This window comes from Stenotrophomonas sp. YJH_SMC_58, assembly GCF_059369635.1.
On sequence record NZ_JCAFSW010000002.1, the window covers coordinates 1 to 15,799 of the forward strand.

Genomic DNA, 15,799 nt, shown 5'->3' on the forward strand with positions numbered 1-15,799 from the left:
GATCATGTTCTTGACGTAGTCGGCGTGGCCCGGGCAGTCAACGTGGGCGTAGTGACGGATCGGGGATTCGTATTCGACGTGCGCGGTCGAGATCGTGATGCCACGCGCCTTTTCTTCCGGAGCGGCGTCGATCGAGGAGTAGTCCTTGAACTCGCCACCGAAGCGCTCGGCACCGATCTTGGTCAGTGCGGCGGTCAGCGTGGTCTTGCCGTGGTCGACGTGACCGATGGTGCCGACGTTGACGTGCGGCTTGGTGCGCTCGAACTTACCCTTGGCCATGGCTGCTTATCTCGAATTCGTCTGAGAGGTGATGCTTAAGATGGTGCTCACGAAAGGAATCGAACCTTCGACCTCTTCCTTACCAAGGAAGTGCTCTACCGACTGAGCTACGTGAGCCGAGTTTTGCATTATGACATGAACTCGATAATATTCAAAGTTCATTCAATGGAGCGGGAGACGGGAATCGAACCCGCACCATCAGCTTGGAAGGCTGAGGTTCTACCATTGAACTACTCCCGCGCCGGGAATGTCACAACGTGAAACTGGTGGAGGGAGGTGGATTCGAACCACCGAAGGCGTAAGCCAGCAGATTTACAGTCTGCCCCCGTTGGCCGCTTGGGTATCCCTCCTTACCACCCCATTCCGTTGCCGCCGAAGCGTTGCGGTGCGTGGTGGTGAGCCGCTTATTCTGCTGATGGGACGGGGGGCTGTCAACGCTTTTTTCCATTTTTTTCACACGCTGTCGCAAACCCATTGATACGCAAGGTTATTGCCCGGGAAGCGGCAGGGTCTCGTTGGCGAAAATTGCGACATGAGGGACGCCGTCGCCGCCGATCCAGCCCCGATACATGCCCTGGGTGTTGAACGGCGTGGCCATTTTTCCGTCTGCGCCGAGCACGATCGCACCGCCGTCGCCGCCCATCTGCGGAATCGTCTCGTTGATCACGCCCTTGCCGGCCTGCTCCGGGCTCTGCCCCTGGTAGCGCATGCGCGCACAGATCTCGTGCGCGGCCGCAGTGCGGATGTAGTACTCGCCCCACCCGGTGCCGGACACCGCGCAGCGTGCGTCGGCCCAGGTGCCGGCACCGATGATCGGCGAGTCACCGACCCGGCCGTAACGCTTGTTGGTCATGCCCCCGGTGGAGGTGCCGGCGGCCAGATGCCCCTGCGCGTCCAATGCGACCGCACCAACGGTACCGAAGTGCTTTGCAGTCTCCAGGTCGGCATGCGCCTGGCCGCTGGCCTCTTCCTTCAGCGCGCGCTGCAGCTGCTGCCAGCGCTTCTCTGTACGGAAGTAGGAGGGATCGACCAGAGGAATGCCCTGCTCGGCCGCGAAGGCTTCGGCGCCCTGCCCGACCATCATCACGTGGCGGGATTTCTGCATCACGGTCTGCGCCAGCAGGATCGGGTTGCGCACCCGCTGCACGCCCGCCACCGCGCCCGCCGCCTGGTTCGCGCCATCCATGACCGCCGCATCCAGCTCGTTGCGGCCGTCATGGGTGAACACTGCGCCCTTGCCGGCGTTGAAGGTGGGATCGTCCTCCAGCACGGTGATCGCGGCGGTGACTGCGGCCAGCGCGGGGCGCCCCGCCGCCAGTTCCGCATGACCCTTCAGCAGTGCCGCCCGCAGCGCGTCACGTGCGGCCTTTTCCTCGGCCGGCGACAGGTCCTTGCGCTCGACGCCGGCGCCGCCGTGGATGACCAGCAGCGGTGAAGTGGCCGGTGCGGCCTGGGCAAGCATGGGCAGGGACAGCAGCATAGACAGCGCCAGGCGCAGTTTCATCGGATACGTCTCCAGCAGTAACGGGGAATGGATTGCAGGGTAGTGCCGGCCGCTGGCCGGCGAGGGGCGTATCAGGAAAGGTGGGTTGCCGGCGAGCGGCCGGCACTACCGAAGCGTGAACTCAAGCTCGCCATCGCTGACGTCGGCCACGGCCTGATAGTCGGCCTCGGCCTGGACGTCATCCAGGCGCATGCGGCTGCCGCTGGCGACCACCGTTACCGGCACCGCGCGGAAGCGCAGCGGCTCGCCCTCGACCAGGCGGTCGGCATCGCGGCCAGGGTTGACCACCCAGACCTTGCCCTCGCCGTCAGCACTGTAGACCTGCGCCTGGCCATCAGGCTCCACGCACAGGGCGGTGTCCTCGTCGACGCCGATGCCGACGATGTCGGGGTCGCCACTGTCCTGTGCGGCGCGCGCCACGAACACGATCAGGCGACCGAGCCGGTCGCGCTTGTCGAAGTGGGTGTCGGTGACCACGCGCTGCAGGTAGGGCATCTGCAGGAAGCCGCTGTCCATGGTCACCGCGCTGCCCATCGGGTCCGCCAGGGCACCGGCAGAGGTGATGCTGCCGCCGTCCATCGCGCCGTAGGCATAGCCACCGAGGATGGCGAGCCCCGCACTGGTACCGGCAATCGGCTTGCCAGCGCGCACGTGGGCGTTCAGCGCGCGGTTGAGCGCAGTGCCCTTCCAGAAGCGGATGTAGCGCGATTGGTCACCACCGGCAATGAAGATGGCATCAGCTGCGGCAACCACGCGCAGCACGGCCGGATCGTCGGCGCCGCGGCGGCTGTCGAAGACCAGCGTCTGCACTGCGGTGGTACCGCCGATCTCGCGGTACAGGCGGTCCTGCAGCTCATCACTGCCAGAAGCGCGCAGGATCAGCACGCGGCCATTGCCGGCCTGCTTCAGCCACCAGTGGAAAGCCTCCGGCACCCATTCGCCACCGCCCATCAGCATCATGGCCGGTGCGCGCGGGCCGGGCCGGGGCGCGTCGAGATCGCCGGCTTCGTAGTAGGCGAAGCCCGGGCCCTGCAGGTCCTGCGCAAGGGCGACCAACGGCACGGCCAAGACCAGCAGCGCCAGCCAGGCGAAGGGGGCACGCAGGGTCCGATGGAGGCGTCGCATCTTGATCTCCCTGAACAAAATCGACTTGCAAGCGTTTCCACTCTTTGCCAGATAGGGACCCAGTAGTCAAGGACATGAAAAAGGCGTTAAATGCGCGCGCCCGTTCCGGAAATCTGAATGGGGGACAGGGCCCCTCCTCTGCGGGCCGGCTTCATTTCCGAGAATTCCTCATGCGTAGAAAGGCGATGGCGTGGTCGATCCAGCTGGCGTTGATGGGCGTGGCTGCTTCCGCGGCGGCCCAGGCACCGGCTTCCTCCTCGGTTCAACAACTGGATGCGGTGCAGGTCACCGGTTCGCGCATTCCGCGCGCCCAGGTGGAAGGCCCCGCCCCGATCACGGTGATCAACGCCGAACAGATCCGCTCCAGCGGCTTCACCAGCGTGCCGGACGTGCTGCGTGCAATGACCCAGAACGGCGGTGAGACCCAGAGCCAGCAGTCTTCCAGCGGCGCCGACTTCTCGCCGGGCGCCCAGCAGGTGGACCTGCGCGGCCTGGGCCCGAACCACACGCTGGTGCTGGTCAATGGCCGCCGCATCGCCGACTTCCCGATGCCGTTCAAGGGCCGCAGCAACTTCACCGATGTCTCCAACATCCCGCTGGGGATGATCGAGCGCATCGAAGTGCTGACCGGCAGCGCCTCGGCCATCTACGGCTCGGACGCGATCGCCGGCGTGGTCAACTTCATCCTGAAGAAGAAGGCCGACGGCACCACGATCGACATGCGCATGGGCACCACCAGCGAAGGCGGTGGCGAGTCGTTCGACATGAGCCTGGCCAGCGGCTTCAGCCGCGGCAACTTCAACGCCGTGTACAGCGTCGAGCTGCAGTCGCAGACCCCGCTGTGGGCCTATGAGCGCGACATCCAGGATTCGACCCAGGACGGCCCCACCGAGGGCTCGCGCATCGCCCGCCGCGCTTACCTGCGTACGGACTACAACGACGACTACCTGGATCCGGGCGCGGCCACCTGCGAAGCGCTGGCCGGGCAGAACCAGGGCAGCACCTACCGCGCCTACCGCCCGCGCTACGGTTACTACTGCGGCAGCGACAGCTCGATCGGCTATGGCACCATCCTCAGCAAGCGCCGCGGCGCCAATGGCTACGCCTCGCTGAGCTACGACTTCGACAACGGCCAGCAATGGTTCGCCGATGTGCAGCTGGGCTACCACACGATGTCGCTGATGCGCGACGTCACCAAGTGGGGCCGCATGGACGCCAATGGCGATGAGTCGGGCTATTTCAACAACCAGGCCACCGGCGAGATCGAGTTCTGGCAGCGCCAGTTCTCACCCGAGGAAATGGGGGGCCTGCGCAATGCGATGGTACGCAGCACGCAGAAGACCTTCAGCGTGACCACCGGCTTCAAGGGCAATCTTGCCGGCAACTGGGACTACGAAGCGGCGCTGAGCCATTCGCAGTACCAGTCGCGGATCAGCTGGGCGCAGATCATCGCCTCCAAGGCGAATGACCTGTTCCTGGGCCCGCAGCTGGGCGTGGACGACGACGGTTTCCCGATCTACAACGCGGACCCGTCGCGGCTGTACCGGCCGCTGACCCGCGCCGAGTACGATTCGATTGCCGCACGCACCACCTATTCGCCAAAGTCGCGCACCGAGACGGCTGCATTCACGCTGACCAATTCCGCGCTGTTCGGCCTGCCGGGCGGTGATGCCGGGTTTGCCGCGACCGTGGAAGTGGGCCAGCAGACCTATGCGCTGAATCCCGATCCGCTGGCCACCCAGTACTACTACTACAGCTGGAAGGATTCGGACGGCCAGGGCTCGCGCAACCGCTGGGCGACCGCCGCCGAGCTGCGCATGCCGCTGCACGAGACGGTCAACCTGAGCGTGGCCGGCCGCTACGACCAGTACCGCTATTCCGGCCACACCATCGGCAAGGCGACCTGGAGCGGCGGTCTGGAATGGCGCCCGATCGACACGCTGCTGGTACGCGGTTCGTATGGCACCGCGTTCCGCGCGCCGGACCTGCACTACGTGTTCGCCGGACCGGGCAACGACGAGACCACCGCCGAAGACCTGTACAGCTGCCGCGCCGATGGCGCCAGCGACTGTTCCGACTACGAGCGCAACCTGATCCGCAGCCGCACCGGCAACCGCCAGCTCGACCCGGAAACCAGCACCTCGTGGAGCGCAGGCTTCGTCTGGTCGCCGGCGATCGGCCTGGACCTGTCGGTGGACTGGTTCGACATCGACATGCGCAAGCAGGTGCAGGACATGGATGTGCGCACCCTCCTGGCCAACGAAGCGAACTGCCGGCTCGGCAGTGCCGACATCAGTTCGCCGACCTGCGTGGACGCGCTCGACCGCATCACCCGTACCAGCGACGGCCGCCTGTACGGCGTGCGCGTGGCGCCGATCAACGTCGCCCGCGAGTCGACCTCCGGCATCGACGTCGGCCTGCGCTACCGCCTGCAGACCGGTATCGGCGACTTCATCCTCAATGGCACCCACACCTGGGTGAAGAAGCACGATTTCCAGCGCTACCCCGGCGATCCGACCCTGGACCAGTTCGCGGTCAACAGCGGATTCGACATCCCGCGCACCAAGACCAGCCTGAGCGTGACCTGGGAGAAGGACGCGTGGTCGGCCACGGTCTACGGTTCGCGCCTGGGCAAGCTGCCGACCTCGGACAACTACGACCAGTCGTTCGACTGGGAAAGCGGTGACAGCCCATACGTGAAGGCGACCTACCGCTACAACGCCTCGGTGCAGTATCGCTTCGACGACCATTCGCGCCTGTCGCTGTCGGTGGTCAACGTGTTCAACAAGATGCCGCCGAAGGATGCCACATACACCGCGTATCCGTACTACGACGTGTCCTGGTTCGACAGCGTCGGCCGCACCATCAACCTGCAGTACACCCACAAGTTCGGTGGCAGCGCGCTGTAAGGCACACCGTATTGCAGAACGTGGACAACAAGGCCCGCCACTGGCGGGCCTTGTTGTCCATGCACACTGCACCCGGTAGATGCCCACCTTGGTGGGCATTCGTTGCAGCGCACCCGCCCTGGGTTTTCCACACCGCACGTGGAAAGCGATGGGGGTTTGGTGTGGACAAGTCCCTGCGAGCCACGCATTGCAATGGTTTCGAAGGGTGGCAATTTTTTGTCCAGACAGAATCCGGGTTTTCCACATGCGCCGTGGAAAGCGATGGGAACTAGGTGTGGACAAGTAGGTGGGAGTGTTGCCACGCAAGCGTTTCGAAGCATGGCGAAAATTTATCCGCGCTGCGCGGGCAATCCCTGCAGAGCCGAGCCCACGCTCGGCTCCTGCTGGCATCAGCCGAGCATGGGCTCGGCTCTGCAGCGATACGCAGGGTTTTCCACACCCGACGTGGAAAGCGATGGGAGTTTGCTGTGGACAAGTGCCGGCGAACATCACACCGCAAGCGTTTCGCAGCGTGGTGTTTTTTTGTCCATTACCGGAAACGCGAACGCCCCGCACAGGGCGGGGCGTCCGGGGTCGATCCGATGCCGCTGGATCAGACGTTGAAGCGGAAGTGCAGGATGTCGCCTTCCTGCACGCGGTATTCCTTGCCTTCCAGGCGCAGGCGACCGGCTTCCTTGGCGCCGGCTTCGCCCTTGTACTTGATGAAGTCGTCATACGCGATCGTTTCGGCGCGGATGAAGCCCTTCTCGAAGTCGGTGTGGATGACGGCGGCAGCCTGCGGGGCGGTGGCGCCCTTGCGTACGGTCCACGCGCGGACTTCCTTCACGCCGGCAGTGAAATAGGTCTGCAGGCCGAGCAGGCTGTAGGCCGCGTTGATCACGCGGTTCAGGCCCGGCTCGCTCAGGCCCAGATCGGCCAGGAAGGTGTCGCGGTCTTCGTCGTCAAGCTGTGACAGCTCTTCCTCGATCGCGGCCGACACCGGCACCACCTGCGCGCCCTCGGCGGCGGCGTGCGCGCGCACGGCTTCCAGGTGCGGGTTGTTCTCGAAGCCGTCTTCCAGCACGTTGGCGATGTACATCACCGGCTTCAGGGTCAGCAGGAACAGGTCGCGCACCAGCGCCTTCTCTTCCTCGTCCAGGCCGACCGAGCGACCGGCCTTGCCGTCCGACAGCGCAGCCTGCAGCTTGGCCAGCACCGGCTTGCGCGCCGCTGCGTCCTTGTCGCCGCCCTTGGCCGCACGCTCGGCACGGTTCAGCGCCTTCTCGACACTGTCCAGGTCAGCCAGCGCCAGCTCGGTGTCGATGGTTTCGATGTCAGAGATCGGATCGACCTTGCCAGCCACGTGCACGATGTCGCCGTGCTCGAAGCAGCGCACCACGTGGGTGATCGCGTCGACTTCGCGGATGTGCGCCAGGAACTTGTTGCCCAGGCCTTCACCGCTGGCGGCACCGGCCACCAGGCCGGCGATGTCGACGAACTCGACCGCGGTCGGGATGACCTTCTGCGGATTGATGATGCCCGCCAGCTCGTTCAGGCGCGGGTCCGGCACCGGCACGATGCCGACGTTCGGCTCGATGGTGCAGAACGGGAAGTTCGCCGCGGCGATACCCGCCTTGGTCAGCGCATTGAACAGGGTCGACTTACCGACGTTGGGCAGGCCGACGATGCCGCATTTGATACCCATGGGTGACAGCTCTCTGGGGTGAAAGTGATTGGGGAAACAGCGGCCTGGGCGCTGCTTTTCCAATCATTCTCCGTACCGACCAACGGTCGGTACCTACCGGATTGGTTGGTTCCGTACCGACCAACGGTCGGTACCTACAGCTTATTTCGGGGTGTGCAGCCGCTTCATCGCTTCGCTGAAATCGCCCTGTACCGCCAGCGGCATCACGTCGACCGCATCGTCGATGGCGCGTGCGATCAGCACGTCGTCCTCCTTGGACGGGCGCCCCAGCACCCAACCCACTACGCGGTCCTTGTGGCCGGGATGGCCGATGCCGACGCGCAGGCGATGGAACTTGCCGTGGCCGAGCAGGCGGATGGTGTCGCGCAGGCCGTTCTGGCCGCCGTGGCCACCGTCGAACTTCAGCCGCGCCACGCCGGGCGCCAGGTCCAGTTCGTCGTGTGCGAGCAGGGTTTCTTCCGGTTCGATCTTCCAGAACCGCTGTGCGGCGGTGACCGACCTGCCGCTGAGGTTCATGAAGGTGGCGGGCTTGAGCAGCCACACCGTCTGCCCGGCGATCTCGACCTTGGCGGTCTCACCGAACAGCTTGCTGTCCACATTCCATCGCGCACCGGCTTTCTCCGCCAGGGCCTCAACGAAATGAAACCCGGCATTGTGCCGGGTCCGGGCGTGTTCCGATCCGGGATTGCCCAGACCGACGATCAGTCGCAGTCCTGCCATGGTTCCTTCCAGTACGGTGCCTGCCCGGAGGCAGGCACCGTAACGGTATTACTCGGCGGCAGCCGCTTCTTCGTCAGCCTCGTCGGCCTTGCCGGCCTTGGCGGTGACGATGGCGTCGTCGTGGTCCTTGCCCAGCGCCAGGGCCGGGATTTCCACGCCCTTCGGCAGCTTGATGTCGGACAGGTACACCACGTCACCGGCCTTCAGCTCGCCCAGGTCGACTTCGATCGACTCCGGCAGGTCCTTCGGCAGGCAGGTGATGGTCACTTCCTTCAGTTCGTGGGTGACCACGACGTCGGCAGCCTTGCCGGCCGGCGAGGTGTCTTCGTTGACGAAGTGCAGCGGGACCGAAGCGGTCAGGGCTTCGTTCTCGTTCACGCGCTGGAAGTCCAGGTGCATGATCAGCTGCTTGTACGGGTGGCGCTGCATGTCACGCAGCAGGACCTTCTGCACCTGGCCATCCAGGTTCAGGTCCAGGATCGAGGCATAGAACCACTCGTTCTGCTGGGCCAGCCAGATTTCGTTGTGGTCCAGGCTGATGGCGACCGGCTCGGCGTTGCCGCCGTACACGATGGCCGGGATCACACCGGCGTGACGCAGGCGGCGGCTCGCACCCTTACGCTGCAGTTCACGCTTGGTGACCTTGATTTCATGGGTCTTCGACATTTTCGACTACTCAGGTTGTTGCCGCGCCCTGCGGCGTGGCGGTTGAAGATGCTTCCGCGACCAGAAGCATCCGGGTATGCCCCCGCCGTTGCCGGCAGGGGCGAAAAACTCAGTCGACGTACAGCGAGCTGACCGACTCGCCGAAGGCGATGCGGCGCATCGTTTCGGCCAGCATTTCCGCCACGCTCAGCTGGCGGATCTTGCTGCACACCCGCGCCGCGTCCTTCAGCGGGATGGTGTCGGTCACCACCAGCTCGTCGAGCTGGGAATTGGTGATGTTGTCCACCGCCGGGCCCGACAGCACCGCGTGGGTGCAGTAGGCGGCGACCTTGAGCGCACCGCGCGCCTTCAGGGCAGCGGCAGCGGCGCACAGGGTGCCGGCGGTGTCGACGATGTCATCGACCATCACGCAGGTCTTGCCTTCGACGTCACCGATGATGTTCATCACGGTGGAGACGTTGGCGCGCGGGCGGCGCTTGTCGATGATCGCCAGGTCGGCGTCATCCAGGCGCTTGGCCACGGCACGGGCGCGGACCACGCCGCCCACGTCCGGCGACACGACGATCAGGTTCTCGGTGCCGTAGGCGCGCCAGATGTCGGCCAGCAGCAGCGGGGACGCATACACGTTGTCCACCGGAATATCGAAGAAGCCCTGGATCTGGTCGGCGTGCAGGTCGACGGTCAGCACGCGATCAGCGCCAGCGGTGCTGAACATCTTCGCCGCCAGCTTGGCGGTGATCGGCACGCGCGAGGAACGCATGCGGCGATCCTGCCGCGAGTAGCCGAAGTACGGCACCACGGCGGTCACGCTGGCCACCGATGCGCGCTTGAGCGCGTCGATCAGCACCAGCAGTTCCATCAGGTTTTCCGCGCTCGGCGCGCAGGTCGGCTGGATCACGAACACGTCCTGCTTGCGGACGTTCTCTTCGATCTCCACCTGCACTTCACCATCGGAGAAGTGCGAGACCAGCGCCTTGCCCGGGCGAACCCCCAGTTCCTTGCAGATGTTCTGCGCCAGACGTTTGTTGGCGTTGCCGGAAAAGACCAGCAGGTTCGGGGACTCTTGCATCATGATTGTCTCGGGCGGGGACGAGTGGCGGGGATCCGGAGTCGGCAAGGACCCCGATGGACCCTTGCTGCTGACAACACCGCGGTTGTTTCCACGTCCCGCGCGGGCGATGCGCTGGAAGGCGCGGACACAGCCGCTATTGGCAGGGGCGGTAGGATTCGAACCTACGAATGCCAGGATCAAAACCTGGTGCCTTGGGCCTCTTGGCGACGCCCCTGCATTGATAAATCAGTGTTGCTCGAGTGCATCCAGCAGTGGCGAACGCGCAACGCCCGCTGCCACCCTTGCCCGCAACTCCTTCGGCAACTTCGACCGTCCCTGCTCTGCGGCAGACTGCGATGCGAACTCGACGAAACAACCACTTCCCGAACCGGTCAGCCGCGCCGTGCCGATATTGCTCAACGCGGCGAACGCTGCCTCGACGGCAGGCTCACGGCGGCGCAGCACCGGTTCGAACGCGTTCCCGACCAGGGTCCCGGAAGCGAAGTCCTCTATTTTCGCCACTGGGCTGCCGCGCGTCAAATCCGGGTCTGCGAACAGAGCCGGGGTGGGAACATGAACACCCGGTTCAACCACCACATACCAGGCCGGCTCCAGCACGATCGGCTGCAGGCGCTCACCCACCCCTTCGGCCCAGGCATTGCGCCCGCGCACGAACACCGGCACGTCAGCGCCCAGGCGCAGGCCCAGCGCAGCAAGCGCGTCCTCATCCAGACCGGCACGCCAGAGCCGGTTCAGCACCACCAGTACGGTAGCCGCGTCGGACGAACCGCCGCCAAAGCCACCGCCTGCAGGAACGTGTTTTTCGACGATGATGTCTGCGCCTTGCACGATATTGGCCACATCTTTCAGAAGCCGCGCGGCGCGGACCGCCAAGTCATCCGCCTCGGCCACGCCAGCCAGCCCCTCGCCCTGCCGGCGCACCTGGCCGTCTTCACGCAGGCGCAGACCGATGCGATCGCCCCAGTCCAGCAGGCGGAACACGGTCTGCAGCTCGTGGTAGCCATCGGCACGGCGGCCGTTGATGTGCAGGAACAGGTTCAGCTTGGCCGGGGCCGGCCACCAGGACCAGCCCCTATCATCGCGCCCGGCACTCATGGGGTGCCCTGCCCCCATTGGTCGACCAGCAGGCGCACCTTGGCGTCGCCATTGCCGGCCTCGATCCGGCGCGGCAGCGCCGGGCGCCCGGCCTCGGCCGGGTACCAGTCCAGGTACTGCACCTGCCAGCCCATCTGCTGCATGCGACGCGGCCGGCCTTCACCATCACGCTCGACCTTCTCCGGACCGGCCGCATCACCGGCCACCAGGCCACGGATCCACGCCGGCAGCTGGTTGACCGGGATGTCCCAGCCGGTCGCCTCCAGCAGCAGTTGCTGGGCGTCTTCGCCGTCACGCGGCCCGCCGGCCAGTCCTTCCAGGCGACCGGCTTCGGAATGGGTATCGCCGGTCAGCTTCCAGCTCTGTCGGGTCACCGGCGCGCTCAGCTCAACCACATAGCGGCGTCCTTCCTGCTTCCAGTCGATGCGTCCGCTGCCGCCGTCCTTGCCCTTGCTGACCGCGACCCGGCCCTGGAAAGTCCAGTCCGGCTGTGCCTGCAGCGCGGCCACGCGCGCCGCCTCGGCCTGCGCCGCCTCGGCCGAAACAACCTCGACCACCGCCGGCGCCGGGGTCTTCTGCGTGCCCACGCTGGTACAGGCGGTCAACGCCAAGGCCGCAGTTGCCAACAGCAGCGGCCGGATCAGGGAAACACTCATGGATTGAATTTCTCGCGGGCGCGCAGCAGCGCGCGGTTTTCGGGGTCGAGCTTGGCCGCTTCGTCGAAGAAATGGCGGGCCTCGTCATGCTTGCCCAGCACCCACAACACTTCGCCGACATGGGCGGCGATCTCGGGGTCCTTGGCCAGGGTCCAGGCACGGCGCAGCTGCACCAATGCTTCTTCCTTGCGGCCCAGGCGGTACAGCACCCAGCCATAGCTGTCGACGATGGCAGCGTTGTCCGGTTCGGCTACGCGGGCGCGGTCGATCAGCTCCAGCGCTTCCTGCAGGCGACCGGTGCGATCGGCCAGGGTGTAACCCAGCGCGTTCAATGCCGGCACGTTCTCCGGGTCGGTCACCAGGATCTTGCGCAGGTCGGCCTCGGCGCGCGGGATCTCGTCGCGGCGTTCCCAGGTGAGCGCACGGGCGTACAGCAGGCCGTTGTCATCCGGGTAGGCGGCCAGGCCGCGGGCCAGCGCATCCAGCTCCCCGGCACTGTCGTCAGCACGCTGGCGCAGTTCGGCCTCCAGCAGGTAGGCATCGCGGCGCACATCGTCGTCGACCACCGCATCGGACTGGATCGCGTGCACTTCATCCAATGCCTGCGGCAGGCGCCCGGCCAGGGCCTGGGCGTTGGCCGCGCGCAGGCGCGCCTCGCTCAGTTCATCGCCACCGGGCACGCTGTGGTACCACTGCACCGCCTCGGGATAACGCTTCAGGTATTCGGCGATCTTGCCCAGCAGCAGGCGCTGCGCCGGGTCCGGCTTGGCCGCCTGCCGCGACAGTTCGTTGTAGAGGTTGGACAGCGCCGCCTTGTCGCCCTGCTTGGCCAGCAGCGAGGCGCGCATGCCCCAGGTCTGCACGTCCTGCGGGCCGAACGCGAGCACGCGCTCGGCGGCGGACGGCTGGCCGAGGCTGTCGTAGGCGATGGCCACTGCATTGCGCAGTTCCGGGTCCTGTCGGGTCTTCGGCTCCACATCGTGCAGCAGCGACAGCGCCTTGCCGGTCTCCCCGGCCTGCTGCAGCTGGCTGGCGCGCAGCAGCGCCACACGCGGTTCCTCGGGGAAGCGCTTGACCACTTCATCGATCATGCGCCGCGCCAGCTCGGGCTTGTCCATGCGCAGGGCAAGGCGTCCGAACTCCTGCCACGCCTCGATCTTCGGCGGAATGGCGTTGGCGTCGACCAGCTCGCCCAGCACCTGCGCCGGCACTGCCGGGTCGCGGCCGCCGCCGATCAGGGCGGCCAGGGCGAACTTCCAGCCACGTTCATCCGGGTCGGCCAGCAAGGCCTGCAGATCGCCACGCGCTGCCTTCACATCGCCCTGGCGCATGGCCAGCGCGGCAGCGGCACTGCGCATGGTCAACGAGCTGGGCGCGCGCTGCTGCCACAGGGCCAGGCCCTTGGCGGCGCTGGAGTCATCGTTGGCGAGCATGGAAATGCGGGTCGCGCGCTCGGCCAGGCCGGCGTCGCCGTCGGTCTGCTGGGCGGCCTGCAGGTACCAGCGGGCCGCCTCGGCCAGCTTGCCGGCCTGCAGCGCGAACTCACCGGCCATCACCGGTTCCAGCGCCAGTTCCTCAGTGGCCGGGGCCCGTACGGGGGCCTTGGCCGGCACCGCCGCCAGGGCCTGGCTGCAGGCCAGGGACAGCAGCAGAACACTGGGGATGCGAATCAATGCGGGCATCGTCGGCATCGGGGCCTTAAAATGTCGTCCAATGGCCAGCAGCTTATCGCAAGCAACTGAACAATGACCCTGTGGGTGCTCGGACTGAATCACCAGACCGCACCGGTGGAGCTGCGCGAGCGCGCGGCCTTCGCCGGTGAGGCGTTGCCGCGCGCGCTCGGTTCGCTGCGCGACACTCCGCAGATCGCCGAGGCGGTGCTGCTGTCCACCTGCAACCGCACCGAGCTGTATGCCGTGGCCGATTCGGCACAGGCACTGGACCAGTGGCTGCAGGCCCAGGCCGGCGACCTGCAGGGCTACCTGTACCAGCATGCCGATGCAGAAGCCGTACGCCACCTGTTCCGGGTCGCCACCGGCCTGGACTCGATGGTGCTGGGCGAACCGCAGATCCTCGGCCAGGTGAAGGACGCATGGTCGACCGCGCGTGACCACGGCCTGCTCGGCCAGCGCCTGGACCGCCTGTTCCAGCAGACCTTCTCGGTGGCCAAGCGTGCGCGCACCGATACCCAGGTCGGCGCCAACCCGGTATCGGTGGCGTCGGCGGCGGTGCGCCTGGCGCAGAACGCGTTCGCGCGGCTGGACGATTCCACCGTGCTGCTGGTCGGTGCCGGCGAGACCATCGAACTGGCTGCACGGCACCTGAGCGAAGGCAAGGTACGCCGGCTGCTGATCGCCAACCGCACCCTCGCCCACGCGCAGGAACTTGCCAGCCGCCATGGTGGCGTAGCCCTGCCGCTGACCGAACTGGACCGCCACCTGGGCGAGGCCGACGTGGTGTTCTCGGCCACCGCTGCGCGCGAACCGGTGATCCACCGCGAGATGGTGGCCAAGGCCCTGCGCGCGCGCCGGCACAAGCCGATGCTGCTGTTCGACCTGGCCGTGCCGCGTGACATCGAGGCGGAGGTCGGCACGCTCAACGACGCCTTCCTCTACACCGTCGACGACCTGGAGCGCGCGGTGGAAGACAACCGCCGCGGACGCCGCGAGGCGGCCGCCGAGGCCGAGGCGATCATCGACCTTCAGGTATCGCGTTTTATCGAGACCCAGCAGGCCAGCGCCCACCAGGCGCCGCTACGACAGCTGCGTGCGTTCGGCGAGGCCACCCGCACTGAAATGCTGGAACGCGCGCGCCAGCAGCTGGCCAACGGCAAGCCGGCCGACGAAGTGCTGGAACTGCTGGCCCACGGCCTGACCAATCGATTGCTGCATCCTCCTACCGCTGCCCTGCGCGCTGCCGCACTGAGCGGCGATGCCGACCTGACCCGCGCCGCCGAGCGCCTGTTCCCGGCTACGCCGGGTTACCGCCACCCACCCGTGAGACCCGATGACGCCGACCCTGCGCCGTAAGCTGGAAGCGCTGGCCGAGCGCCGCGAAGAACTGGAACGCCTGCTCGCCGAACCCGACGTGGTCGCCGACAACACCCGTTTCCGCGACCTTTCGCGCGAATTCGCCCAACTTGAACCGGTTGCCACTGCACTGGCCGATGAAGCACGTGCCAAGGCCGATCTGGCCGCCGCCGAAGGCATGCGCGCCGACCCCGACCTGCGCGAGCTGGCCGACGAGGAAATCGCCGCCGCGCAGGCGCGCCTGCTGGAACTGGAGCAGGAGCTGGCGTTGCTGCTGGTACCGCGCGACCCGCGCGACGAAGGCAACCTGTTCCTGGAAGTGCGCGCGGGTACCGGCGGCGATGAAGCGGCGATCTTTGCCGGCGACCTGTTCCGCATGTACGCCCGCTATGCCGAGCGCCAGGGCTGGAAGGTCGAGATCGAATCGGACAATCCCGGCGAGCACGGTGGCTACAAGGAAGTGGTGGCACGGGTGGTCGGCCGTGGTGCGTTCTCGCGCCTGAAGTTCGAATCGGGCACGCACCGAGTGCAGCGCGTGCCGGCCACCGAATCGCAGGGCCGCATCCATACCTCGGCGGCCACCGTGGCGATCATCCCGGAGGCCGACGAAGTCGATGACATCGTCATCAACCCGGCCGACCTGAAGGTGGATACGTTCCGCTCCTCCGGCGCCGGTGGCCAGCACGTCAACAAGACCGAGTCGGCGATCCGCATCACCCACGTACCGACCGGCGTGGTGGTGGAATGCCAGACCGAACGCAGCCAGCACGCCAACCGCGACAAGGCGATGAAGCGCCTGAAAGCGCAGCTGCTCGACGCCGAGCGCCAACGCCAGGACGCGGCCCAGGCCGAGTCGAGGCGCCTGCAGGTCGGCAGTGGTGATCGCAGCCAGCGCATCCGCACCTACAACTTCCCGCAGGGGCGCATCACCGATCACCGCGTGGAGGGCCTGACCCTGTACGACCTGCCCAACATCCTGGCCGGCGACCTCGATCCGCTGCTGCAGCGGCTCAGCCACGAACACCAGGTCGACGCCCTGGCCCAGCTGTCGGCAGGCTGA

13 protein-coding genes and 4 tRNA genes are annotated in these 15,799 nt (G+C 66.5%); 3 read left to right on the top strand and 14 right to left on the bottom strand.

Annotated elements, in window-relative coordinates; all coding sequences use genetic code 11:
* From AC5P68_RS02490 to AC5P68_RS02515, 6 genes are all read right to left on the bottom strand, one after another.
* Window positions 1–279 (bottom strand): GTP-binding protein (locus AC5P68_RS02490; protein WP_308307142.1); only part of this gene is annotated, 279 nt, incomplete at its 3' end.
* A gap of 41 nt (window positions 280–320) precedes the next feature.
* Window positions 321–396, bottom strand: a tRNA-Thr gene (locus AC5P68_RS02495).
* Between the two features lie 49 nt (window positions 397–445).
* A tRNA-Gly gene (locus AC5P68_RS02500) sits at window positions 446–519 on the bottom strand.
* A gap of 24 nt (window positions 520–543) precedes the next feature.
* A tRNA-Tyr gene (locus AC5P68_RS02505) sits at window positions 544–629 on the bottom strand.
* A 137-nt stretch (window positions 630–766) separates the two neighbouring features.
* Window positions 767–1,783, bottom strand: a complete 1,017-nt coding sequence (locus AC5P68_RS02510) for an isoaspartyl peptidase/L-asparaginase family protein (RefSeq protein ID WP_049430290.1) — start codon at window positions 1,781–1,783, stop codon at window positions 767–769.
* A gap of 105 nt (window positions 1,784–1,888) precedes the next feature.
* Complete coding sequence (locus tag AC5P68_RS02515) at window positions 1,889–2,908, bottom strand: cyanophycinase (protein ID WP_012479232.1); 1,020 nt, start codon at window positions 2,906–2,908, stop codon at window positions 1,889–1,891.
* 170 nt (window positions 2,909–3,078) lie between these two features.
* On the opposite strand from AC5P68_RS02515, the gene AC5P68_RS02520 reads away from it, so the two are divergent.
* Complete coding sequence (locus AC5P68_RS02520) at window positions 3,079–5,817, top strand: TonB-dependent receptor plug domain-containing protein (RefSeq protein WP_231522195.1); 2,739 nt, start codon at window positions 3,079–3,081, stop codon at window positions 5,815–5,817.
* Window positions 5,818–6,409: 592 nt separating this feature from the next.
* Here the strand turns inward: AC5P68_RS02520 and ychF are convergent.
* From ychF to AC5P68_RS02560, 8 genes are all read right to left on the bottom strand, one after another.
* Entirely contained in the window at window positions 6,410–7,501 is a 1,092-nt protein-coding gene (gene ychF, locus AC5P68_RS02525) for a redox-regulated ATPase YchF (protein ID WP_005408193.1), read from the bottom strand.
* A gap of 141 nt (window positions 7,502–7,642) precedes the next feature.
* Complete coding sequence (gene pth, locus AC5P68_RS02530; RefSeq protein ID WP_414497947.1) at window positions 7,643–8,221, bottom strand: aminoacyl-tRNA hydrolase; 579 nt, start codon at window positions 8,219–8,221, stop codon at window positions 7,643–7,645.
* 48 nt (window positions 8,222–8,269) lie between these two features.
* Window positions 8,270–8,887, bottom strand: coding sequence for a 50S ribosomal protein L25/general stress protein Ctc (locus tag AC5P68_RS02535; protein ID WP_005408191.1), 618 nt, complete (start codon window positions 8,885–8,887; stop codon window positions 8,270–8,272).
* A gap of 109 nt (window positions 8,888–8,996) precedes the next feature.
* On the bottom strand, window positions 8,997–9,956 hold the full coding sequence (locus tag AC5P68_RS02540; RefSeq protein WP_005415400.1) for a ribose-phosphate diphosphokinase: 960 nt from the start codon (window positions 9,954–9,956) through the stop codon (window positions 8,997–8,999).
* 140 nt (window positions 9,957–10,096) lie between these two features.
* Window positions 10,097–10,173, bottom strand: a tRNA-Gln gene (locus AC5P68_RS02545).
* Between the two features lie 11 nt (window positions 10,174–10,184).
* Window positions 10,185–11,054 (bottom strand): 4-(cytidine 5'-diphospho)-2-C-methyl-D-erythritol kinase, encoded by an 870-nt coding sequence (gene ispE, locus AC5P68_RS02550; protein WP_033833051.1) that lies wholly within the window; start codon window positions 11,052–11,054, stop codon window positions 10,185–10,187.
* Complete coding sequence (lolB, locus tag AC5P68_RS02555) at window positions 11,051–11,710, bottom strand: lipoprotein insertase outer membrane protein LolB (protein ID WP_033833052.1); 660 nt, start codon at window positions 11,708–11,710, stop codon at window positions 11,051–11,053. The genes ispE and lolB overlap by 4 nt, the downstream gene beginning before the upstream one ends.
* A complete protein-coding gene (locus AC5P68_RS02560) occupies window positions 11,707–13,392 on the bottom strand; it encodes a tetratricopeptide repeat protein (protein WP_172958434.1) in 1,686 nt (561 codons plus the stop codon). The genes lolB and AC5P68_RS02560 overlap by 4 nt, the downstream gene beginning before the upstream one ends.
* A gap of 63 nt (window positions 13,393–13,455) precedes the next feature.
* Between AC5P68_RS02560 and hemA the strand changes: the two genes are divergently transcribed.
* A complete protein-coding gene (hemA, locus tag AC5P68_RS02565; protein WP_329754887.1) occupies window positions 13,456–14,739 on the top strand; it encodes a glutamyl-tRNA reductase in 1,284 nt (427 codons plus the stop codon).
* Window positions 14,717–15,799 carry a peptide chain release factor 1 gene (prfA, locus tag AC5P68_RS02570; RefSeq protein WP_024957328.1) on the top strand — a complete coding sequence of 361 codons (1,083 nt, stop codon included), beginning with the start codon at window positions 14,717–14,719 and terminating at the stop codon, window positions 15,797–15,799. Before hemA ends, prfA begins: the two co-directional genes overlap by 23 nt.